This is a genomic window from Anaerostipes amylophilus, from assembly GCF_025567365.1.
GTDB classification, from domain to species: domain Bacteria; phylum Bacillota; class Clostridia; order Lachnospirales; family Lachnospiraceae; genus Anaerostipes; species Anaerostipes amylophilus.
On record NZ_JAOQJG010000003.1, the window covers coordinates 265,924 to 289,770 of the forward strand.

The window sequence follows — 23,847 nt, forward strand, 5'->3', positions numbered from 1 at the left end:
TTATTATGGCAATCAGTTATGGACGAACAGATATCGAGACACCGATCCATGCAGATATAAAAGAAACATTAAGTCATGGGATCATTGTCAGTAATTTAGCTTATCTTGTTGGAAAGGAATTGGGACTTTCAGAAGGGATATGCCACGATCTTGCAGTTGCAGGGATGGTACATGATCTTGGAAAAGTAAGACTTAATTTCTATATGAATGAGAAAGTGGAGGACGAAATTCTGGCCGTTGATGAAACAAGGTATATGAGAATGCATCCATCGATCGGATATGCGATCCTTGCAGATTATGATTATGATCAGACAGTCTTAGATGCTGTATTATATCATCATGAACACTACGATGGTACTGGTTATCCACATAATCTGGTCGGAAAGCAGATTCCATTGGTTGGAAGGATCATGCATGTATGCGATATTTTCGGCGCATTGATCTCAAATCGTGATTACAGGGAAGGATTTGATGTTGAGACTGCACTCGATATCATGATCGATGAAGTAAAGAATTTTGATATGAAAGTATTTTTAGCATTCCAGAGAGTTGCATTTTCTGATGGAGTTATGGAAACTGTGATAGGAAAAGGCAATCTGGATGATTTATTTGAGGAGGAACAACAATGATTACACAGGCACCAAGAGGAACAAAAGACTGGTTTGGAAAAGACATGGACCAGCGCACATATTTAGAGAATATGTTTAAAGAATTATGCGCATCCTATAATATTCACGAGATCATCACACCAGTATTCGAACATACAGAACTTTTCCAGAGAGGTGTTGGAGAAACAACGGATGTGGTTCAGAAAGAGATGTATACATTTGAAGATAAAGGACACAGAAGTATTTCCTTAAAACCAGAAGGAACCGCAGGAGCGATCCGTGCATATTTACAGAATGGACTTGCAAATGAACCACAGCCAATCAAGATGTTTTATATCACACCAGCTTTCCGTTATGAAAAACCACAGAGCGGGAGATTAAGACAGCACCATCAGTTTGGAGTTGAGTTCGTTGGAGCAGAAAGCCCATTAGCTGAAGTAGAACTGATCACATTAGTATCTACTTTCATTAAAAAGATTGGATTAAAAGATGCAAAATTACACATCAACAGCATTGGCTGCGAACACTGCCGTAAGGAGTATAATAAAGCCTTATTATCTTATTTAAAAGAGCATGAAGAACATTTATGTCCTACATGTAGAGAACGTATGGAAAAGAATCCATTACGTGTTATCGACTGTAAAGTACCAGAATGTAAGGAAATTGTTAAAGATGCGCCAAGAACGATCGACTACTTAGACGATGAATGTAAGGCACACTTTGAAGAATTAAAGAGCTTGTTAGAAGCACTGAATATTCCATATGAAGTTGACACAGAGATCGTTCGTGGACTTGACTACTATACAAAGACAGTCTTTGAATTTGTAAATGAAGATGGATTTACATTATGTGGTGGTGGACGTTACGATAATCTTGTTCATGAGATTGATGGAAAAATATCTATGCCATCTGTTGGATTTGGTATGGGTGTAGAAAGAATTCTATATTTCTTAGAAGAAGAAGGTGTTGATCTCCCATGCACAAGAGATATTGATCTTTATGTAGGGATTCTTGGACAGGAAGCAAAAGCGAAAGCTTACCAGATCGTTGTAGATCTTCGCAATCAGGGATTTGTTGTAGAAACAGATTATCTTGGAAGAAGCGTAAAAGCTCAGATGAAATATGCAAATAAGCTGAATGCCAAGAATACAATTATTATTGGTGATGATGAGATTGCCAAGAATGAAGGAAATGTTAAAAATATGGAAACAAGAGAGATTACAACAGTTTCTCTTGATAAGATTGCAGATTGTTTAAAATAAAATTATGCTTTCTTGTACTAGTTCGTGACATTTTTGACAAAATCATATATAATGAGTAATGATTACAGGAAAGGAGGTAATAATGCATGAGTGAATATGCAATCGTGGCACCAGAAGACTTCGACCAGAGCGTATTTCGTCTGATCGGTAAGGAATGGATGCTTGTTACTGCAAAGAATCAAGAAGGAAAAGTAAACACAATGACTGCCTCATGGGGTGGTTTCGGTGTTATGTGGGGAAAGAATGTTGCTGTGACAGTTCTAAGACCACAAAGATATACAAAAGAATTCATTGATCAGTCAGAATCATTTACATTATCTTTCTATGATGATACATTCAAGAAGGATTTAAGCTATCTTGGAAGCGTATCAGGAAGAGATGAAGACAAGATCGCAAAGACACGTCTGACACCAACAGATGCGAATGGGATTCCATTTTTTGAGGAAGCAAAGATCGTACTGATCTGTAAAAAATTATATTCTCAGCCAATGGATCCAGCAGGATTTGTTGATAAATCTTTAGATGAACAGTGGTATCCTAATGAGGATTATCATGTACTTTACGCTGCAGAGATCGAACAGATCCTTGTAAGAAAAGATTCATAAAAGAATATACAAGGCAGAACCAGAGATTGGGCTCTGCCTTTCGTACAAAGTGAAAAGGATGAAGGAGGAAATTATATCATGGCAGAATCAATGTCAGGTTTAGCCAGATCCCACCGATGTACAGAGGTAAGCAACAAACTTATCGGAACAGAAGTCACTGTCATGGGATGGGTACAGAAACGAAGAAATTTAGGAAGTCTTATTTTTGTAGACTTAAGAGACCGTTCAGGAATCTTACAGTTAGTCTTTGATCAGGAAGTATTATCCGAGGAAGACTATAATAAGGCAAACTCTCTAAGAAGTGAGTATGTCGTTGCAGCAGTAGGTACTGTAGAGAAGAGAAGTGCAGCGATCAACGAGAATTTAAAGACAGGAGATATCGAGATCAAGGTACATACACTGCGTATCTTATCAGAATCAGAAACTCCTCCATTTCCAATTGACGAGAATCAGACAGTCAAAGATGAACTTCGTTTAAAATATCGTTATCTTGATCTTAGAAGACCAAATCTTCAGAGAAACTTACGCATTCGTAATGATGTAACAAGAATGGTGCGTAATTTCTTAGGTGATGAAGGATTCTTAGAGATCGAGACACCAATCTTAGGAAAGAGTACACCAGAAGGGGCAAGAGATTACCTTGTACCAAGTCGTGTACATCCAGGAGAATTTTATGGACTTCCACAGTCACCACAGTTATTTAAACAGCTGTTAATGTGCTCTGGATTTGATCGTTACTATCAGATCGCGAAATGTTTCCGTGATGAAGATTTACGTGCAGACCGTCAGCCAGAGTTTACACAGATCGATATGGAACTTTCATTTGTTGACGTTGATGATGTCATCGATGTAAACGAACGTCTGTTAAAGAAGATTTTTAAAGAAGTATTAGATATTGATGTACAGCTTCCTATGCTTCGCATGACATACAAAGAAGCAATGGACCGCTTTGGATCTGACAAACCAGATATGCGTTTCGGAATGGAACTTACAAATGTATCCGAGACAGTAGCTGGATGCGACTTTATGGTATTTAAAGGAGCATTAGAAAATGGTGGATCAGTCAGAGGATTAAATGCCAAAGGTTTAGGAGATCTTGGACGTAAGAAGATCGACGGATTCGTTGATTACGCAAAAGACTTCGGAGCTAAAGGTCTGGCATACATTCAGTTAAAGAGTGATGGAACAGTGAAATCATCCTTCGCCAAATTCATGAAAGAAGAAGAGATGGATGCACTGATCAAAGCAATGGATGGAGAAGCAGGAGACTTATTATTATTTGCTGCAGACAAAGATAAAGTTGTCTTTGATGTTCTTGGTAATTTAAGACTTCACATTGCAAAACAGTACGATATGATCGATAAATCCCAGTACAAGTTCTTATGGGTAACAGAATTCCCATTACTTGAGTGGAGCGACGAACAGAACCGTTACACAGCAATGCATCATCCATTTACAATGCCATTTGAAGAAGATCTTGAATTCATCGATGAAAGACCAGGAGATGTCCGTGCGAAAGCATACGATATCGTATTAAATGGTACAGAACTTGGTGGTGGATCTATCCGTATCCATCAGGATGATATTCAGGAGAAGATGTTTGAAGCTCTTGGATTTACAAAAGAAGATGCACACAACCGCTTCGGATTCTTATTAGATGCATTTAAATATGGAGTACCACCACATGCTGGTTTAGCTTATGGTCTTGACCGTCTTGTTATGTGGTTAACAGGAGAAGACAGTATTCGTGATGTCATCGCCTTCCCGAAAGTTAAAGATGCATCTTGTCTGATGACACAGGCTCCAGGACCGGTTGATACATTACAGTTAGAAGAACTTGGAATTGAACTTTCAACACCAGAGGAGGAATAATCAGATGGAGAAAATGTTATTTAGCGGTGTTCAGTCTAACTCTGAAGTTGCACTGATCGCAATCAAAGGAATCAAAAACCAGCCTGGAATCGCAGCCAAAGTTTTTGGTGCCATTGCAGAAGAAAAAATCAACGTGGAACTGATCCTTCAGTCTATCGGACGAGGAGAGAACAAAGACATCTCTTTTGTTGTAGCACAGGATGAAGCAGATCATGCCGTTGAAACATTAAAGAAAGCATTTGATGAAGCAGATTATGATGAGATCATTAGTGACAAAGAAGTTGGAATCGTATCCATCGTCGGAGCAGGAATGATGTCTAATAGTGGAGCAGCATCTAAGATGTTTGAAGCATTATATAACCGTGGAATCAACATCCACTTAATCTATACATCAGAGATCAAGATCACAGTTTTGATCAAACAAAGCCGCGTAGAACGTGCAGTGGAAGCGTTAAAAGAACAGTTCCAGGAATAATCAGATAAATCAAACGATCAATAAAAAGATCAGACAGATAGACATAACATACGAGACATAATATTATTTTACATAACATATAAAGGAGAAAACTATGTTTGATTTTAGCGAAGTAAAAAACTACGATCCAGAATTAGCAGAAGCAATGGAAAACGAATTAACAAGACAGAGAACAAATCTTGAGTTGATTGCATCTGAAAACCTTGTTTCAAAAGCTGTTATGGCTGCAATGGGAAGTCATTTAACAAACAAATATGCAGAAGGATATCCAGGAAAACGTTACTATGGTGGATGCCAGTATGTAGACGTTGTAGAAGATCTTGCAAGAGAACGTGCCAAAGAATTATTTGGATGTGAATATGTAAATGTACAGCCCCATTCTGGAGCACAGGCTAACATGGCAGTATTTTTCGCAGTATTAAATGTCGGAGATACATACATGGGAATGAGCTTAGACCATGGTGGACATTTAACACACGGAAGCCCAGTCAACATGTCTGGTAAAAACTATCACTGCGTACCATACGGAGTAAACGAAGAAGGATTCATCGATTATGATGAAGTAGAAAGAATTGCATTAGAATGCAAACCAAAGATGATCATCGCTGGTGCAAGCGCATATGCAAGGGAGATCAACTTCAAACGTTTCCGTGAGATCGCTGACAAAGTTGGAGCTGTTTTAATGGTAGATATGGCTCATATCGCAGGATTAGTTGCAACAGGATTACACCAGAGTCCAATCCCTTATGCTCATGTAACAACAACTACTACACATAAGACATTAAGAGGACCTCGTGGTGGAATGATCATGTGCAGCAACGAAGTGAACGAAAAATATAACTTCAACAAAGCAATCTTCCCAGGAATCCAGGGTGGACCATTAATGCACGTAATTGCTGGTAAAGCTGTAGCATTTAAAGAAGCATTAGATCCATCATTTAAAGATTATATGAAACAGGTTGTGAAGAATGCAGATACTCTTGCAAATGCACTGATCGAAGAAGGATTCGATATCGTATCTGGAGGAACAGACAACCACTTAATGTTAGTAGACCTTAAGAAATATGGTCTGACAGGAAAAGAAGCTGAAAAAGTACTTGATTCTGTACATATCACATGTAACAAGAACACAGTACCAAACGATCCAAAATCTCCATTTGTAACATCAGGATTACGTCTTGGAACACCAGCTGTTACAACACGTGGACTGAAAGAAGACGATATGAAAGTGATCGCAAAAGCTATCCGTCTGACATTATTAGATAAGAAGCTTGATGAAGCAAACGAATTAGTATTAGGATTAACAAAAAAATATCCAATCTATGAATAATCCATCATAGTGTTGGATTTGGAGGCAAAAATTAAAATGAGGATTACAAAGAAACAAGGGGGAATCATAGGAGGTGTCGTAGCGGTTGTTTTAATAGCAGCCGCTATCGGTGTCCATGCCCATTATCAGAACCGTTGGTATCCGGGGAGTACATTTAACAAGGTTGATGTGTCAGGAATGACATACGAAGAATCAGTGAAGAAAGTAAAGAAATCCATTGATTCTTACAAGTTAAAGATCAAGGGAAGAAATAAAGGGCAGGAAATGATTTCAGGAAAAGAGATTGATCTTGCTTTTACTTCTGAAGAAAAAGTCAAAGAAGCATATGATGCGCAGCACAAGAAAAGTGTATTCTCAGCATTCTTTGGTGGATCAAAGACAAATGTTACAGCTGTAACATTATCAGAGAAGAAATTAAATAAAAAATTAAAACAGTCTGTATTAGTAAAAGGCAATGATTCTTATAAGATTACAAAACCGGTTGATGCAACAATTACATATGATACCAATAAGAAGTATGGTGTGATTCAGAAAGAAGACAAAGGAAACTATCTCAATCGAAAAGAATTCTATAATGCAACAAAGAGATCTGTAGAATCCTTAAGTAAAACATTGAATTTAACAGATGAGAAAAACAATCCAGATGTCTATGTGAAACCAGGTTTATATCATGATGATGAGCAGTTAAAACAAATGCAGACAACTTATAACGAATACCTTTTTCATTTTATCCAGTGGGATATGGGAAATGGTGTAAAGGAAACATTAGGACCAGATGCATTAAAAGATTGTATCACAGTGAACACAAAGAAACGAACAGTAAAATTAAGCCAAGCAAAAGTTGAAAAATGGCTGGAAAGTTTTTGCTTAAAATATAAGACACAGGGAATTGCCAGAACATTTAAGACACATTCAGGTAAGAAAATCAAAGTCAGTGGTGGAGACTATGGATGGCGTATTGATTATGATAAAGTTATCGCACAGACAATGAAAGCGTTAAAGAAAGCACCAGAAGAATCTGCGATCAAAGCCTATGAGAAAGACCCTTCCAAGGAGAATGAACAGGCTTTACTTACAAGCTTAAAACCAGTCTACAGCCACAAAGGATATCGTATGGATTATACGAACAAGCAAAATGACTGGGATACACAAAACTACAGTGAAGTTGATCTGTCAGCACAGGAAGTTTTCGTCTACAAGAAAGGAAAACTTGTATTCAGCACAACCTGTATCACTGGAAAAGCAACACCAGATCGTATCACAAGAACTGGTGTTTATGACATCAAAGAGAAGAAACTTACAAAGACATTAACAGGTGCGGATTACAGTGTTCCAACAAGATACTGGACAAGGATCATGTGGACAGGAACAGGATATCATTACAGCAGCAGAGGAGACTGGGGAAGCTGGTCACCAACGTATTATAAGACGAATGGATCTCATGGATGTGTTAACTTAACATTATCAGATGCAAGATCTGTATATAACCTGACGAAGATCGGAGATCCTGTATTTATTCATTATTAAAAGAAAGAAAAAGAGGTTTCAATCGATGAGAAATCAATATGAAAAACAGGAAAAAGTATTATGGTATGCACAGATCATAATCTTTCTAGGAGTTTTGGCAACTTGGTTTAATCATATGGATATGCATACATTTTATACGATCAATATCATTTTATCAGTGATCTCGATCATTTCTCTGACGCTGGATCGTTTTTACTTTAGTGAGAAGATCGGGCAGAAAGTGCATAATTCTTATTCTGTTGCATATGGATTACTAGTGATCTTTACGTTACTACTGGTAATTCAGTATGCGGGGATATTAAAGATCGATCTGATCATGCAAGAAGAGACAAAGATGATCTGGGCATTAACACCAGCATTGAGCCTTCTTTGGAAGACGAAATTCATCGCCTTCCGTGAATGGGATCAGCGTTAGAAGAAAGAGTTTGTTGCTGAAGAACAGATTTATAAAAGGCTCTTGGCGTTATGCCGAGGGTCTTTTTAAACATTTCAGAGAAATAACTGCTGCCAGAGAAACCATACATCTTAGCGATATCTGTTATCTTTTTCTCATGTTTGATGATCTCAGACAAGCTCATATGAATACGAAGCTGATTCAGATAATCCACAGGACTTAGATGAACATTTCTTTGAAAGAGTCGGCAGCATTCACTATTGCTTAGATGGCAGTAAGAAGCAATATCAGCGAGTGTATGCTTTTGGTCGATCGATTTATTGAGATATATCATCACATCTTTCATACGTTCCAAATCTCTGGATTCTTTTAAGGACAGTTCTTTGGAGAGATTCACATTATGAAAGATATAATAAAAGATCTCGTTTACAAAATGGTTGATCTTCAGTTCATAACCATCAACAGGACGGTCACAGATATCATTCATTTTACGAATCATTTCAAGAATATATTTCTGCCAAGGAATTTTTGGTACAAGTGTCTGGTATCCAAAAGAAGGCTGATCGATCAGGGGTCGGATATATTTCTGATACAAAGGATTGTTTTCGGTCTGAAATAAGACGGATGGTGAAACACGATAAATGACAAAGTGGCAGTCATAAGATTGATAAGTACAAGCCGAATAAATCTCATTCATGTTGATAAAAAATCCCTCACCGGAAGATACCAAGAAAGCCTTTTGGCGGATACGAAATTCCATAGTGCCAGAGAGAAGATAGATAAATTCAAAATGACAACTTATACGCGGAAATAAAAATCCACCAGGGATCTGTCGGATTTCAAGAATCTTTCGATCAAAAGAAACACCATCACTAAGTCTGCCGGCAGGATAAGAATGTATGGATGCATCATAAATATCATAAATCATAGAAAAACCTCATAAAATCAAAATTGTTATAATAAATGTCGAAATATGTCATAATCTAGTTTGATTTTACTATGATTGTTATAAAAAAACAAGCACTGACAGGTAATATATACCATATCAGTGCTTACTTTTTATTCAGAATCTAAAGCATCAGATGTATTTTCGCTGTAACATATAAAGCATAATAAGATTGACTATGATTCCTGCAATGCATATGATATAGCATAAAATACGAAGTGGCTGACTTTTTATTTTTTCAAATAATTTTGATAAGATCCATATTTGTGCCATATAGAAAATAAAATAAATACGTGTTCCAGATGCAAGCATCGTAGGAGAGAATAATAATGTAAAACGCGAGATCAGTCCACCAAAGTAAATACTAACGAGACAGAAACTTTGCTCATATTGTTTCACTCCATATTTTGTGTCATCACGGAAGATGTAAAAAATAGAAATCAACATACAGATAAGATAGATTACAGATAATACAAAAAGAATCATCTGCATAAGAATCTGAGAGGATGATTTCATTGTTACTTCTGGAAGCACATAATTTAGATTATGTTTTTTCAAAATGTTAAACCAGCCATAATATGCGGTCAATAATAAGCTGATGACAAAAGGAACTGTGCCGATCAGTTTATATAACAGATTGAAACGCTGATCCGAAATTATGATACATGCAATAAGAAAACCTAACAATAGAAAGATCATATTTGGAATAGAAGTAAAATGTTGAATCGTTGATACAACACAAAGCTGCAATTTCCTGAAAAATGATAATTGTGCATAATCAGGCATCCACTGTGTAATCTCTTTTGCAATTCGATTTTGATTCCCTGGGCAGATCAATACATTAACGATTCCTGCGATCGATAGCAGAAGAGACCAGATGATAACCTTTCGATTTTTGATCAGTCGGCGTCTATAATAAAATAGGTGATCATAAACAAAGAATAACAAAACCGCCAATAAAAACAGACAGGAAATAAGTTCACTGTTTGTGGCATATATCAATAACAACGAATATAAAAGAAATTGTGGAACGTTTAAGTCAGCTTGACTGACAAGTTTCATAAACAAATAAAAAGCAGCAAGTCCAGCTGTAAACGGCCACAAATAGTTTGTCGTTGTTGCGATCCATCCAGCAGAAGCAAGATGGATCAGCGGATAAGAACAAATACAAGTCAGCAAAAATAATTTCTCATCTGTATATATGGATATCATATAAAATACTGCTATAAAACAGATGCAGTCAATGATCTTCCATAAAATAGAAGGCAGGACTGCCATAAGATACATTGGAAATTCGAGAATAAAACGCGAACTCCAATTCATCCATCGCCATTTAAGAAGCGATAAAATATCATAATGATAGCTGATCAGTTTTGCCCGAAAATGAATTTCATCTCCGAAAACAGGTTTTATATAAACATGGACGAGTATCATAAAAACAGCGAATAACAAAAAATAAATATAATTTTTTTTAGATTTCATAAAAGTTCTCTCTTTATGTAGTTATTAAGAAAAATCTAATATCCTAAAGATTCTCCTACAAGAATGATTTTAATACGGCCTCTCATTGCAGCACTCTGACGACGTGTTACAACAATCTGGCTGCAGATGCAAGTGTCACCATAGCAGTCACCACAACGACCAGTCATAGAACAAGGAGTTTTAAGTCCAAGACGAAGAGTGTTTGGAGGACTGGCAAAGTTGCGGACTCTCTTTATACCATCTTCTACATCATTGACAACCTTATTCATACCAACGATCATGATCACATTCTTAGGTCCATAAGTTAAACATGCAACACGGTTACCAGTACCATCAATATTGATCAGTTCACCATCAAGCGTGATCGCATTGGAACTCATTAGATAGTAATCAGCTAATACTGCTTTAGAAAAGATCTCACGCTGCTCGTCATAATTTTTTGCAACAGAACGGTCAATGATTTCATAGTTACCATTCTTCACTGCATCCATTAAACCGATTTCAGAAATACTCATGGAACCACCCCAAGTAACAGAAGAACCTTCTTCTATGTAACTTAAAGCTTTCGCAAGTGCATCTTCCTTTGTCTCGCAGAAGACACCCTCCATATTTCTCTTTTCCAGACCTTTGATAATCGTCTGTGCACGAAGTTTTGTTGCTTCATTTAAAAACATTTATATCATCCTTTCCATATAAAGTTAAAATGGGACCTATCCTTTAAAATCCCATAAATCAAAATTCATTATATCATGTTTCAAAACAATATGATATAATATTATGTAAAACTTTTAGAAAGAGGTATTTTTTTGAAAGCACTATTTATCACAGAAAAACCAAGTGTCGCCAGAGAATTTGCAGCGGCACTTAACATAAATGCAAAAAACAGAGACGGATATATGGAAGGAGACAAGGCAGTTATCACATGGTGTGTCGGACACTTAGTCACCATGTCCTACCCAGACCAGTACGATCCTGCGTTAAAGAAATGGGACTTAGAAACCATTCCATTTATTCCAGAGACATTCAAATACGAAACCATCCCAGGAGTCCAGAAACAATTTGATATCGTATCATCTCTCCTAAACCGAGAAGATATCGATACGATCTACGTCTGCACTGACTCCGGACGAGAGGGAGAATACATCTACCGTCTGGTAGACCAGCAGGCCAATGTCAGCAAAGACAAGAAGAAAAAACGTGTCTGGATTGATTCCCAGACAAAAGAAGAAGTGATCCGCGGGGTAAAAGAAGCGAAAGACTTAAGTGAATACGACAACCTAGCAGCCGCCGCATACCTGCGAGCCAAAGAAGACTATCTGATGGGAATCAACTTCTCCAGAGTCCTGACACTCAAATATGGCTGGACACTCGGTAACTATTTAAATCAGAAACGAAGTTTAGTGGTAGCAGTCGGACGAGTGATGACCTGTGTTCTCGGAATGATCGTCAAGAGAGAACGAGAGATCCGTACCTTTGTGCCAACACCGTTTTACAGAATCTTAGGACACTTTGACTGTCGGGGATTTCAGGTAGAAGCGGAATGGAAAGCGGTCAAAGGATCAAAATACTTTGAATCTAACAAGTTATATAAAGACAATGGATTCTTGGATAAGAAAGATGCACAGGAATTTATCAAATATTTAGAAGATGGCAGCAACAATGAGACAATCGTTGTATCATCCTCCAAACGACAGGAAAAGAAGAATCCGCCATTATTATATAATCTTGCAGAATTACAGAATGAATGTTCTAAACGATTCAAATTAAGTCCAGATGAGACATTAAAAGTTGTCCAGGACCTATATGAAAAGAAACTGGTTACATACCCAAGAACCGATGCCAGAGTCTTATCAAGTGCAGTCGCTAAAGAGATTTATAAAAATATCGGAGGTTTAAATAACTACGCTCCATTATCAGGCTTTGCAAATGAGATCATGCAAGGCAAGAAATATCAGGGAATGATCAAATCCAAATATGTGGATGACAAAAAGATCACCGACCATTATGCGATCATTCCAACCGGACAGGCAGTGAACAGCTTATCAAGAATCTCAGAGATGGGACAGAAAGTCTACGATGTGATTGCCAGAAGATTCCTAAGCATCTTTATGCCGCCAGCAGTATATTTGAAGATCAAATTAGAGACACAGACCAAAGGTGAAGCATTCTTTGCAAACTTTAAGATGCTAAAAGACCCAGGATACTTAAAAGTGACTGGAATGGGCGGCCAGAAAAAAGAAGTTGCATTAACAGAAGAACAGATCAATGCAATCTCATCGTTAAAGAAAGGTATGAAACTACCAGTCAAAGAATACAAGATCAAAGATGGAACAACATCCGCACCAAAACGATACAACTCAGGTTCTTTGATCCTTGCCATGGAAAATGCAGGACAGCTCATTGAAGATGAAGATTTAAGAGAACAGATCAAAGGAAGCGGAATCGGAACAAGTGCGACAAGAGCAGAGATCGTAAAGAAACTTGTGTCCAATAAATACATCGCATTAAATAAAAAGACACAGATCGTAACTCCAACGTTAACTGGAGAGATGATCGTAAACGTTGTCAGTGCATCCATTGGATCACTCCTAAACCCAACCTTAACTGCAAGCTGGGAAAAAGGATTAACCTACGTGGCAGAAGGAACCGTCACAGAAGAAGAGTACATGCAGAAGTTAGACAAGTTTGTCACCCAGAAGACAAATATCGTCAAACAAAATAACTTCCAGTATCAGTTAAGACAATCATTTGATCAGATCGCACCATATTATCAAAAGAAAAAATAAACGAAGAAAAATAAAACAACATTCATAAAAACACCTTCTATCACATATATTTGGATTATACCAAAATGGGGAGGTGTTTTTAAATTTATGAAAGAGGAAGAAATCTTAGGAATCCTTCCATTACATATCAGAACCATCATAAAGCAGGCAGACATCAACTGGGACGACCTTCAGGAAATCCGCCTGCGTATTCAAAAGCCAGTCATTTTAAAATACAAGTCGAAAGCCTGTTATTTATCCGAACAGGGAAAGATCACAACAAGAAAAGAACAATTACATATCGTAACGTCACAAGAGATCAGACAAGCCATGGAATATATCAGCAGCTATTCGATGTATGCCTATATCGAACAGCTAAAACAAGGCTTTTTAACAATAAGAGGTGGACACCGTGTTGGAATCTGTGGAACGGTTGTGATGGACCATGACAAAGTCAAAACAATTCGACATATTTCCGGTTTAAATATCCGCGTTGCACACGAAGTGAAAGGATGCGCAGACGCCCTTTATTCTATGTGTACCAGAATGGGAAAACTCATCCCAACCTTGATCATCTCTCCGCCAGGCTGTGGGAAGACAACATTACTTCGGGATATGATAAGAAAAATCTCCGATGAAGGACAGACAGTTGGTGTTGTCGATGAGCGAAGCGAGATCGGAGCATGTTATCAAGGTGTTGCCCAAAATGATCTCGGTATCCAGACCGATATCATGGATGCATGTGAAAAAGGGCAGGGTATGAATATGCTGATCCGATCCATGGCACCTGATGTGATCGCTGTGGATGAGATCGGAAGCAAAGAAGATGTTGAAGCTTTATTTTTCTGTGCCTACCGCGGATGCAGCATTTTAGCAACCGCTCATGGAAAGAATAAGGAATCCTTATCTAAGAATCCCTATATGCGAGAGATCATCAACAAAAAAATGTTCCAACGCTACGTGATCTTAGAACAGCGAGACCAACCAGGATATATCACAAAGATCATGGATGAAAACGGGGTGGTACTAAATTGATCAAAGTATTAGGATCACTGATCGTCATTTTCGCAGGGATCGGATTTGGATTTCACAAAGCCGCAAAAGAACAAAAACGTCTAGAACAGGGAATTGCGATCAAACGAATGTTATACCTTCTGCAAGGAGAGATCCGCTATGGATTTACCCCGCTTCCAGAAGCGGTATTAAAAATATCAACAAAAACAGAAAAAGAATACCAGCCATTCCTAAAAAACGTGGCAAAACAGTTAGAGACACATAGCGAAGAATCCTTTGCTAAAGTATGGCAGCAGGCAGCTGAAAAGAAATTAAAACAGGTGATCTACGAACCGAAGTTTTATGAAATCTTAAAAAATATGGGAGAAACGATCGGATACCTGGATCAGCAGATGCAGGAAAAAACAATCCTGTTAACGATCGAACAGCTCGATGACCAGATTTTTCTGATGAAAGATCAAGTAGTAAAAAACTGTAAAATGTATCGAAGTCTTGGAATATCACTAAGTGTCTTGATCGTGATCATTTTATTATAAAATACATCGCGATCATTTTATGACAAGGAGGGAGTTATGAGTGTCAATATCATTTTTCGCATCGCAGCCGTCGGAATTCTTGTAACGATCCTTGTGCAGGTGTTAAAACATTCCGGAAGAGACGAACAGGCTTTTTTGATCACACTTGCAGGACTGATCCTTGTTCTTGGCTGGGTGATCCCATATATCTATGATCTGTTTGAAAGCGTCCAGACACTTTTTACGATATCCTAGAGATTGGAGGCGGATACTAAGATGATAAAAGTTGCAGTCTTTGGGATCGTTGCAAGTCTGATTGCCATGAAGATCAAAACCATCCGTCCAGAGATTGCCATCTTGATCGCAGTGATCTCAAGCATTCTTCTGGCAATGTATGGATTAAAACAAATGGAAGAGATTTTAGCAGTTTTTGAGACGATCCGATCCTATTCCAAAATCCCAAAAAGTTATTTCCAGATTCTTTTAAAACTGATCGGTATCTCCTTCATCTGCGAGTTTGCATCCAACATATGCAAAGACGCAGGACAGGCATCGATTGCAAAACAGATCGAGTTTGCAGGGAAACTAGCAATCCTGATCGTTGGACTTCCAGTCTTTGAATCACTGCTAGAAACAATTCAGAAATTATTAGGAAATGGCACATGAGACAAAGAATGTTTCTATTAATTCTGCTATTCGTACTGATCCTTACAAAAACAAATGATATTTCCGCCAAAGAAACAAAACTCAATGAAGACATGTTTACCAATGTGGAAAACACCTTAAAAGAGAAAGAAATCGATGTATCTTATACACAATTAGTAAAACAGCTGATCCACGGAAATGTAAAAGGTGTTCTGCATACGATCAAAGCCAAAATGAAAGAGGTCTTTTTAAACCGTATGTTGATCCAAAAAGACCTGATCAGAGAAATCCTTCTGATCGCATTTACCGCAGCCATCTTTAAAAATCTGTCCGATTCCTTTTTTCAGCAAAGCACAGCCAATAGTGCATTTTATATTACTTATGTGATCCTATGCGGTGTCATGGTACATTCCTTTTTTTATTTAAACAAAACAGTGACGCAGCTCGTTACCTTAATGGCAGATTATATGAAAGGAATGATCATGGCATATTCACTGGCTGTTGTCTCAACTTCCGGGATCACGACATCAACGACAGTTTATGAATTTTATCTTCTGCTGATCTATGCAATGACAACCCTTACAAATGTTGTATTACTTCCGATGATCAAGATCTTATTTGTCCTAAAGATCATCAACCATATATCAAAAGAAGAACATTTCTCAAGACTGTGCAAAACACTCGAAGGTGTGATCAAGTTTCTACTCAAAGGATTCTTAAGCGTACTGTTAGGAGTCCAGCTGATCCAGTCGATGATCCTGCCAGCCGTTGATTCCATGAAAAATACAGTTCTCCAAAAAGGAATGAGTGCCATTCCAGGAATCGGAAGTGGTTTAAATTCAGCCATGACCATGGTCATCGGTTCGGCAGTTGTGATCAAAAATAGCATCGGAGCCGTTGGAATCCTTGTACTGATCGTGATCATCGTCCCACCAGTTATAGAGATCACAGCAGTTGTTCTTACCTATTTGCTGGCAGGGATCATGATCCAGCCCATATCCGACAAAAGGATCACCGGAGCGATGGATGCAGTCATTCAAAGCGGGAAATTAATGCTTTCGATGATCTTTACGATGGCACTGTTATTTATCCTATCCGTGGCATTGATCGCATTCTCAACCAACGTTAATTATTATGCGGGGTAAGGATTATGGATTATCTGAAAATGATCATATTTTTTCTGATCTTAACAACACTGATCGATCAGCTCTGCGACAAAAGCATCTACCGTCCATACCTTCGGTTAATAACAGGATTTATGCTCATCTCCCTGATGATGCAGCCAATATCCTATTATTTATCCAACGAAGATATCGTGACACAGGCAATCTCAACAGCAGTCAAAGGAGAAAATAACCCTGCATTTTTGGATGGTGCAAAAGAGGAAAAACAAAATCAGATCAAAGAACAGATCACAACGTTATTTTCACATTACGATCTCAAAGTATTAGAGGTTGATCCAAAGGTAAATGAAAAAGGAACTATCGAAAAGATCGACATCAAAACAGACAAGCTTCGTCATACAAAGAAACTAAAAACCGCAATTTCAAACTTCTATAATATGAAGGAATCTAATATAAATATAAGTGAGTAGAAGAAATATGATAGAGAGGGAAAAACTACAACATCTGATCGAAAATATAGGCATTCCAAAACTTTGCCTGATCTTACTTCTTGGCATCAGCCTGATCATCGTAAGTATCCCATCCGGGAAGACAAAGAAGAACACACAAAGCACTGAAACCACAGCAAAAGAAGATTCTACTGATCTCTATGTGAAAAAGCAGGAAAAACGATTGGTTAATGCATTAAAACATGTAGAAGGAGTCGGAAAAGTAAAAGTGATGATCACCGTTAATTCATCCAAAGAAGCTGTCGTAAATAAAGACAGTCCCTACGAACAAAGCAGCAGTGAAAAAGAAAAAACAGTCAAAGAGGATGAACAGACCGTTTTAGTCGAAGAAGACGGAAAGAAAGTTCCATACGTGATCAAAGAAGTAGAACCAGTCGTCGAAGGAGTGGTCGTCGTCGCCCAGGGTGGTGGGAATGATATTATAAAGAATCAGATCGTTGAAGCAGTTTCTGTGTTATTTCATATTTCATCTTATAAAGTGAAAGTCTTAAAAATGGAGGATTCCTAACAATGAAAAAAGTATTTCAGAAAAATCAGATGATCATCATGACCCTAGCGGTCGTGATTGCTGTTGCAGGGTATGTAAATTATAGTCAGAAATACGATCCGGCTGGGACGAAGAATAGTAAGACGAAGACAGTTTCAAAGAATGTGGCAAAAGAAAGTGCGGCAGCAGTAACCGATGACGTGACTGATGTTGGAGAAGCGGTGCTTACAAATGCTCAGGTTGGTAATTATGTGGCGAAAGCGAAATTAGAGAGGGAGCAGACACATAGCAAGGCGAAGGATACACTGGAGGAGATTATTAAGGATCAGACAGTGAAAGATAGTGTGAAACAGGATGCAGTGGATAAGTTGGCAATGCTGTCAGAACAAATGGAGATGGAGACTGCAGCGGAGAATCTGCTGGGGGCTAAGGGATTTTTGAATAGTATTGTTACGATTACGAATGGGAAGGTGGATGTGTTGGTGAATAAGAAGGATCTGTCGAAAGTTGAGAGGAGTCAGATTGAGGATATTGTTATGAGGAAAGTGGGGTGTCAGTTGGGGGATGTGGTGATTAGTTCGATTAAGACGGAGGAGTAGAAGTGTATATGGAATAGAGGGTTTGGGTTCTCTCTGGATGATGTTCTTGGGTAATTTTGGAATATTGTTCAGAGAGAATTTTATGTTTATATATGGATTTGTATATTAGGGTTGCATATTTGATTGATTGGATTCATAATAGGAAGTGTTAAGAAACATGGGGAAATGAAGTTTTTGATATTTTACCAAGTGATTTTTTGAAAAAGTAGTAAAAACGGCTAGAATACGTTGTTTTTCAAGAAAGGTTAAAATTAGTAAGGGGGTTGGTAAAAATATTGAAAAAGCTTATAAAATCGTTCTTTTTTGTAAAAAATCTATTTAAAAATAACGATTTTTCGTTGGTTAAACAATAACATGAGATGTTTTGAAATATTTTTGCTTCAGATAAGATTGACCTTGCTACTAGTTAAACAATAACATGAGATGTTTTGAAATCAATTATTCGATCGAAATTGTTGTGATGTACGGAAAGTTAAACAATAACATGAGATGTTTTGAAATTGTATTCAAACCCAAACGCTGTCTGCAGTGTGATATCGTTAAACAATAACATGAGATGTTTTGAAATCCAATTATGCTTTTAAATCCAGATACAGATTTTACAGTTAAACAATAACATGAGATGTTTTGAAATGGCAAAGAACGCCACAGGTGCCCCCGTCCCCGAGAGTTAAACAATAACATGAGATGTTTTGAAATTGGGGTGGGTTCTGGTACTGGGACGCAGAAAAAGAAGTTAAACAATAACATGAGATGTTTTGAAATATTCATCCCCCAATCTTACACTTTAACATGGTACATGTTAAACAATAACATGAGATGTTTTGAAATCTCATAGTTAATCTCCTATATATGGGTTCGTATCGGTTAAACAATAACATGAGATGTTTTGAAATTTGATTTTTAGGGCTGCTGAAAAAGTCTTTCTACCGTTAAACAATAACATGAGATGTTTTGAAATTTTAATAAGGTTGCATAGTAGTCTGGGTCCTCTGCCGTTAAACAATAACATGAGATGTTTTGAAATAAAGTTCCGAAGCAAATGTCTGTGCTTCTTGTTCGGTTAAACAATAACATGAGATGTTTTGAAATGCAGCAAAAGGAACAGAATCCGCATCTACGAAGATGGTTAAACAATAACATGAGATGTTTTGAAATTTTAGTTAAATTTGGCCAGGAACGAGGAATTTACAGTTAAACAATAACATGAGATGTTTTGAAATAAAGGAAAAATCCTTATTATAAGTCGTTATCAAAAGTTAAACAATAACATGAGATGTTTTGAAATTAGATGATTTTATTAACCTTTGGATATTCTGAGGACGTTAAACAATAACATGAGATGTTTTGAAATATTGAATTAATATATTTAGAAAAGAGGGGTAAAAAGTTAAACAATAACATGAGATGTTTTGAAATACCTTTGTTGTAACACTATCGAGTTTTGATGAAATGTTAAACAATAACATGAGATGTTTTGAAATATTGAATAACTGGCATAATCAGTTCCATCTATTAGTTAAACAATAACATGAGATGTTTTGAAATACAGTTCAGAATGGTGTACTTTACATCAATAAAGGTTAAACAATAACATGAGATGTTTTGAAATCGATTACCACAGTTTGGGCACTCCCAAACCAATTTAGTTAAACAATAACATGAGATGTTTTGAAATTTGGATAATTCGCCTTTACCGTATGCCTCTACCATTGTTAAACAATAACATGAGATGTTTTGAAATCCAAAAGAGCAACAAGAAGCCTTATCCACACTATCCGTTAAACAATAACATGAGATGTTTTGAAATTCCCATAATGTACTAAAAAGTTCTGGGATTGTAGCGTTAAACAATAACATGAGATGTTTTGAAATTTTGTTTTATCTAACTGTAGCCACAATTCTTTACCAGTTAAACAATAACATGAGATGTTTTGAAATTATCAACGCCAATTACATTGCACACCAAGACTCTGCGTTAAACAATAACATGAGATGTTTTGAAATTTGACTGCGATCGGAGACATTCGATGCAAGTCAGGTTAAACAATAACATGAGATGTTTTGAAATACTCATTATACTGTTCCTCAGTAATCCTGCCAGTCGGTTAAACAATAACATGAGATGTTTTGAAATTGAATGCAGTTGCTCACGCTCTAGAACTGTATATTGTTAAACAATAACATGAGATGTTTTGAAATAATTATTTTTATAAAAAGGGGCAACGCTATGTATGAGTTAAACAATAACATGAGATGTTTTGAAATAATAATGAGTTAATTGGGATGATGAAAACTGACGGGTTAAACAATAACATGAGATGTTTTGAAATATTGCAACAGAAGTTCCATTAGAAAAACGTATCAATGTTAAACAATAACATGAGATGTTTTGAAATCTTGGAGCAAGTATGGTTGTCTTTGGGGCTGGATCAGTTAAACAATAACATGAGATGTTTTGAAATTTGTGTAAGACAGTTTAATCCAACCATCTTTAGTTTTGTTAAACAATAACATGAGATGTTTTGAAATCTTGGACTATGTGGAGCAACAACGGCTATATATTTGTTAAACAATAACATGAGATGTTTTGAAATAATACTGCCCCACCGTTACCGTTAGCAATGCCCAGTTAAACAATAACATGAGATGTTTTGAAATAGAGCCTTGATTCCTGCTTCTTTCATAGTGCGTGCTGTTAAACAATAACATGAGATGTTTTGAAATCAATATACAAAAGAAGAATTAATGATTTTGATTGAGTTAAACAATAACATGAGATGTTTTGAAATAGATAATACTTTGTGACCTTTTCAGGTAGTTTAAGTTAAACAATAACATGAGATGTTTTGAAATTTTACTTACCATCATGCAATGCATGACAGTCACATGTTAAACAATAACATAAGATGTCTAAATAACATTTAACGAAGGTATAAAATAGTCGGTGCTACATACTTATTTTTATCTAAAAAAGAATATTAATCATTATAAAAGAAAAGGTAATTATTAAAAGCTATTTGACAAATAAGAAAAGAAAGAGTATTATTATGTATAAACAATAACATAAATGTATTGAAATTTATACAAGAAAAGGTAATATTTCTTATCTTAAACCGTAACATGTAATGTATCACAACGAATCAACCAAAGAAAACAGTGAATGGAGGGATGCTGATGCTGGTATTTGAATACCAATGCAAGCTCAAATTTCTAAAAAGCATAAATCATAAAACAATAGCAGAAAAAATAAATTACTTTTTAGACAGTGTACTTGCAAAAGATCAAGAATTTTTACAATATCATGAAAATAAAGGTTATAAATACTATGTAACAGATGCACCATGGCCAATTGAAAAAGATGGTATTTATAAAGAAGGTAAGGTTTATACTCTAAGAATCAGAACCGTAAAACAAGAATTAGCAGAATTTTTCTCTGAGAAATTATATGCTCATACATCAAAAGAACTTCTAGGAATTGGTGGAAAGTTAAGAATTATTCCTAAAAAGCATATTGAAGAACTTTATTCTATTACACCAATTGTAGTTAAGACGGATGAGGGGTATTGGAGAGGAAACATGACAGTTCCTGAATTTGAAAAAATAATTAAGATTAATCTAATTAAAAAATATAAACAATTTATGGGACAAAATATTAGTGAGGATATTTTGTTGTATGATGTAATGAAATTTAATAATAGAGTGCCAATTAAAGTTTCATATAAAAATATCAATTTGTTAGGGGACAAATTGAGCTTTAGAATATCAAATGAACAATTGTCACAAGAATTGGCTTATTTTGCATTGGGAGTAGGCTTGGGCTGTAATAACGCAAGGGGACTCGGATTTGTGAATTACAAATATTTATAGGGAAGGGAGGGAAGATTCTTTATGTTACAAGAAGCAATGGAAGTATTCCAGATTATGTTACAAGAAAAAGGAGACCGCATTATAACAGATGCCTATATTCCTAAAGACGGTACCTATCGGTTAATTGTAATGAAAGATGATGGTTGGGTAATAAAAGATCCCGTAGATGTCATTTTTAACAAAAAAACAAATACTGTAGATATAAGCAATGATACGGATTATTTGTTGATTCAAGAATTAGATTATAAAAGTAAACTACTCGAAATGAATAAACCAATAGATCCTAAAAAAGTAATTCATTCAAACAACTATCTATCGTTGGCAGTCAAGAAAGAAAGTGTCACATCAGGAAAATTATCAGAAGAAATTATTCAACAATATTATGAAATTTTAAGAAACCCAAACAAAAAATATGAAAAAAAACCACAAGCAAGAGCATTATATCATGTTGCAGAAGAAAGGCTGGGGCAGCCTGACATTAAAGTAATAGATAAAATAGAGAAGTTCATATTAGCCAATAAAGAAGATATTTGGAAAGGCATAAATCTTGAGAAAAAGAATTATGTAAAATTATTTTTTGTGTATCAAGAAGAAGAGAAAACAAAAGAAATTTATAAAATTGAAAGTGAAAGATATTTAATTCCGAATATTTACAATAATAATAATTTTAATATGGAGTTTGAAAAAGGAATTGTTGGTTTGCCAAATGATAATATGGGAATGAACAGTAAAAAGCCATATTTGGAAAATAAGACAAGAAAAGTGAAAGTTCCATATTTGTTAAACCAAGAAAGTGCATTATTGCAATCAAAGTTTTTTGATTATCTTTTTGGACAAGTATCAAAAAAACGATTTCACATTTATGTGGATAATATAGATAAGAAAATTTGCTCGTATACAAATAAAGATAAGCCAGAAGATATAGTGAGTGGATATTATTTAAGATGTAGAATGGGGAAAGCTGGTGCTGAGATTTGTGAAGCGGATGTGATTACTCATTATAAAACAAAGTTGGAACCGGGACTTGTTTTAAAAAACTATATTGAGATCCCTGAGGAAAGAATAGAAAAATCTAAGATTCACTATGATGAAGCGATAGAAGACCAATGGGTAATTATGGATTTGATCAATGGCATATTTTTTGAAGGGAAATTAAAAAATAATTTCTTTACAGATGCAAAAGATATGAACATTTATGATGATTGTTTAAAGCAATCTATTTTAAAAAGTAGAAATATTTTAGCAAATTGGTTTTGGCGTGGAGAACAAAATCAATTGGTAAAAATATTGGATGATGTATCGTTAGCTTTAATTAAAAATTCAATCTTAAATGATGAAACATTTGATGCACAAAGAAAATTTAATTTAAGATGGTCACTTTTGGAGTATCTAGATGATCAGGAGGTAGGAGTTCATATGAGTGAGATTAGAAATCAACTGAGAGAACATATTAATGTAGCAAAAGATGTGGAATGGGATTTTATATCAGATGAGGAATATTCGTATGCTGTAGGACAGGCAGTTTCTTATTTGTTGCATTTAAGTAAAGCGAATAATAAAACAGAGTCTTATGTAAATCCATTTTTTAATGCAAAGAATTCAAAAGTTATAAAACAACGATTACTGCGGATGTATAAGAAATATAACTATCAAATTATTCACATTAATGGAGGCAGAAATGCACAACTTTTATCTCATGTAATGGAGTATGAACCAAAAGAAATAAAACATGAATTGATCATGGCAGGTTTTACAGCATCATCATTAATGTATGAAAAGAAAACGGACGATGAGGATAATGAATAGGAGGAATGAACA

The 23,847-nt window shown here is 36.0% G+C and carries 22 protein-coding genes and 1 CRISPR repeat array; of the genes, 19 read left to right on the forward strand and 3 right to left on the reverse strand.

The genetic code is table 11. From position 1 onward, the window contains the following. The first annotated feature begins 5 nt into the window (after positions 1-5). The 8 genes from OCV53_RS05745 (at position 6) to OCV53_RS05780 (ending at position 8,094) form a co-directional block, all read left to right on the forward strand. Positions 6-629, forward strand: a complete 624-nt coding sequence (locus tag OCV53_RS05745; protein ID WP_022375486.1) for an HD-GYP domain-containing protein — start codon at positions 6-8, stop codon at positions 627-629. Beyond that, a complete protein-coding gene (gene hisS, locus OCV53_RS05750) occupies positions 626-1,870 on the forward strand; it encodes a histidine--tRNA ligase (protein ID WP_022375487.1) in 1,245 nt (414 codons plus the stop codon). Before OCV53_RS05745 ends, hisS begins: the two co-directional genes overlap by 4 nt. 86 nt (positions 1,871-1,956) lie before the next feature. Beyond that, positions 1,957-2,475: a flavin reductase family protein gene (locus OCV53_RS05755; RefSeq protein WP_022375488.1), complete on the forward strand. Its 519-nt coding sequence runs from the start codon at positions 1,957-1,959 to the stop codon at positions 2,473-2,475. 78 nt (positions 2,476-2,553) lie between these two features. Next, positions 2,554-4,347: an aspartate--tRNA ligase gene (gene aspS, locus OCV53_RS05760; RefSeq protein ID WP_055197036.1), complete on the forward strand. Its 1,794-nt coding sequence runs from the start codon at positions 2,554-2,556 to the stop codon at positions 4,345-4,347. 4 nt (positions 4,348-4,351) lie between these two features. Beyond that, on the forward strand, positions 4,352-4,822 hold the full coding sequence (locus OCV53_RS05765; protein WP_055197038.1) for an ACT domain-containing protein: 471 nt from the start codon (positions 4,352-4,354) through the stop codon (positions 4,820-4,822). A gap of 94 nt (positions 4,823-4,916) precedes the next feature. Continuing rightward, positions 4,917-6,152, forward strand: coding sequence for a serine hydroxymethyltransferase (glyA, locus tag OCV53_RS05770; RefSeq protein WP_055197040.1), 1,236 nt, complete (start codon positions 4,917-4,919; stop codon positions 6,150-6,152). Positions 6,153-6,188: 36 nt separating this feature from the next. Then, entirely contained in the window at positions 6,189-7,679 is a 1,491-nt protein-coding gene (locus tag OCV53_RS05775) for a L,D-transpeptidase family protein (RefSeq protein ID WP_055197042.1), read from the forward strand. A 25-nt stretch (positions 7,680-7,704) separates the two neighbouring features. Then, entirely contained in the window at positions 7,705-8,094 is a 390-nt protein-coding gene (locus OCV53_RS05780) for a hypothetical protein (RefSeq protein ID WP_022375753.1), read from the forward strand. Here OCV53_RS05780 and OCV53_RS05785 read toward each other — a convergent pair. The 3 genes from OCV53_RS05785 to OCV53_RS05795 all read right to left on the reverse strand — a co-directional run bounded on the left by OCV53_RS05785 (position 8,063) and on the right by OCV53_RS05795 (position 11,175). Then, positions 8,063-9,001 (reverse strand): helix-turn-helix transcriptional regulator, encoded by a 939-nt coding sequence (locus tag OCV53_RS05785; RefSeq protein WP_055197044.1) that lies wholly within the window; start codon positions 8,999-9,001, stop codon positions 8,063-8,065. The genes OCV53_RS05780 and OCV53_RS05785 overlap by 32 nt on opposite strands. A gap of 150 nt (positions 9,002-9,151) precedes the next feature. Then, positions 9,152-10,501, reverse strand: coding sequence for a DUF6056 family protein (locus OCV53_RS05790; RefSeq protein ID WP_022375751.1), 1,350 nt, complete (start codon positions 10,499-10,501; stop codon positions 9,152-9,154). A gap of 35 nt (positions 10,502-10,536) precedes the next feature. After that, the gene (locus tag OCV53_RS05795) at positions 10,537-11,175 is read right to left on the reverse strand and encodes a lactate utilization protein (RefSeq protein ID WP_022375750.1); all 639 of its coding nucleotides are present in this window, start codon (positions 11,173-11,175) and stop codon (positions 10,537-10,539) included. A 132-nt stretch (positions 11,176-11,307) separates the two neighbouring features. On the opposite strand from OCV53_RS05795, the gene OCV53_RS05800 reads away from it, so the two are divergent. The 11 genes from OCV53_RS05800 (at position 11,308) to OCV53_RS05850 (ending at position 23,835) form a co-directional block, all read left to right on the forward strand. After that, a complete protein-coding gene (locus OCV53_RS05800) occupies positions 11,308-13,287 on the forward strand; it encodes a DNA topoisomerase (protein WP_055197049.1) in 1,980 nt (659 codons plus the stop codon). An 87-nt stretch (positions 13,288-13,374) separates the two neighbouring features. Beyond that, entirely contained in the window at positions 13,375-14,301 is a 927-nt protein-coding gene (spoIIIAA, locus tag OCV53_RS05805; protein ID WP_055197051.1) for a stage III sporulation protein AA, read from the forward strand. Then, positions 14,298-14,816: a stage III sporulation protein AB gene (locus OCV53_RS05810; RefSeq protein ID WP_055197054.1), complete on the forward strand. Its 519-nt coding sequence runs from the start codon at positions 14,298-14,300 to the stop codon at positions 14,814-14,816. The genes spoIIIAA and OCV53_RS05810 overlap by 4 nt, the downstream gene beginning before the upstream one ends. A gap of 36 nt (positions 14,817-14,852) precedes the next feature. Continuing rightward, positions 14,853-15,050 carry a stage III sporulation protein AC gene (gene spoIIIAC / locus OCV53_RS05815; RefSeq protein WP_008391038.1) on the forward strand — a complete coding sequence of 66 codons (198 nt, stop codon included), beginning with the start codon at positions 14,853-14,855 and terminating at the stop codon, positions 15,048-15,050. Between the two features lie 21 nt (positions 15,051-15,071). Beyond that, positions 15,072-15,461 carry a SpoIIIAC/SpoIIIAD family protein gene (locus OCV53_RS05820; RefSeq protein ID WP_055197056.1) on the forward strand — a complete coding sequence of 130 codons (390 nt, stop codon included), beginning with the start codon at positions 15,072-15,074 and terminating at the stop codon, positions 15,459-15,461. Between the two features lie 8 nt (positions 15,462-15,469). Then, the gene (locus OCV53_RS05825; protein WP_242852127.1) at positions 15,470-16,585 is read left to right on the forward strand and encodes a stage III sporulation protein AE; all 1,116 of its coding nucleotides are present in this window, start codon (positions 15,470-15,472) and stop codon (positions 16,583-16,585) included. A 5-nt stretch (positions 16,586-16,590) separates the two neighbouring features. Continuing rightward, positions 16,591-17,034: a stage III sporulation protein AF gene (locus OCV53_RS05830; protein ID WP_055197060.1), complete on the forward strand. Its 444-nt coding sequence runs from the start codon at positions 16,591-16,593 to the stop codon at positions 17,032-17,034. Between the two features lie 7 nt (positions 17,035-17,041). Further along, positions 17,042-17,581: a hypothetical protein gene (locus tag OCV53_RS05835; RefSeq protein WP_055197062.1), complete on the forward strand. Its 540-nt coding sequence runs from the start codon at positions 17,042-17,044 to the stop codon at positions 17,579-17,581. Positions 17,582-17,583: 2 nt separating this feature from the next. Then, entirely contained in the window at positions 17,584-18,159 is a 576-nt protein-coding gene (locus OCV53_RS05840; RefSeq protein WP_055197064.1) for a SpoIIIAH-like family protein, read from the forward strand. 341 nt (positions 18,160-18,500) lie between these two features. Beyond that, positions 18,501-21,080: a CRISPR direct-repeat array (repeat unit 30 nt; unit sequence GTTAAACAATAACATGAGATGTTTTGAAAT). Positions 21,081-21,336: 256 nt separating this feature from the next. Further along, positions 21,337-22,029: a CRISPR-associated endoribonuclease Cas6 gene (cas6, locus tag OCV53_RS05845; protein WP_055197066.1), complete on the forward strand. Its 693-nt coding sequence runs from the start codon at positions 21,337-21,339 to the stop codon at positions 22,027-22,029. A gap of 21 nt (positions 22,030-22,050) precedes the next feature. Further along, on the forward strand, positions 22,051-23,835 hold the full coding sequence (locus tag OCV53_RS05850; RefSeq protein WP_055197068.1) for a hypothetical protein: 1,785 nt from the start codon (positions 22,051-22,053) through the stop codon (positions 23,833-23,835). The last annotated feature ends 12 nt before the right edge of the window (positions 23,836-23,847 follow it).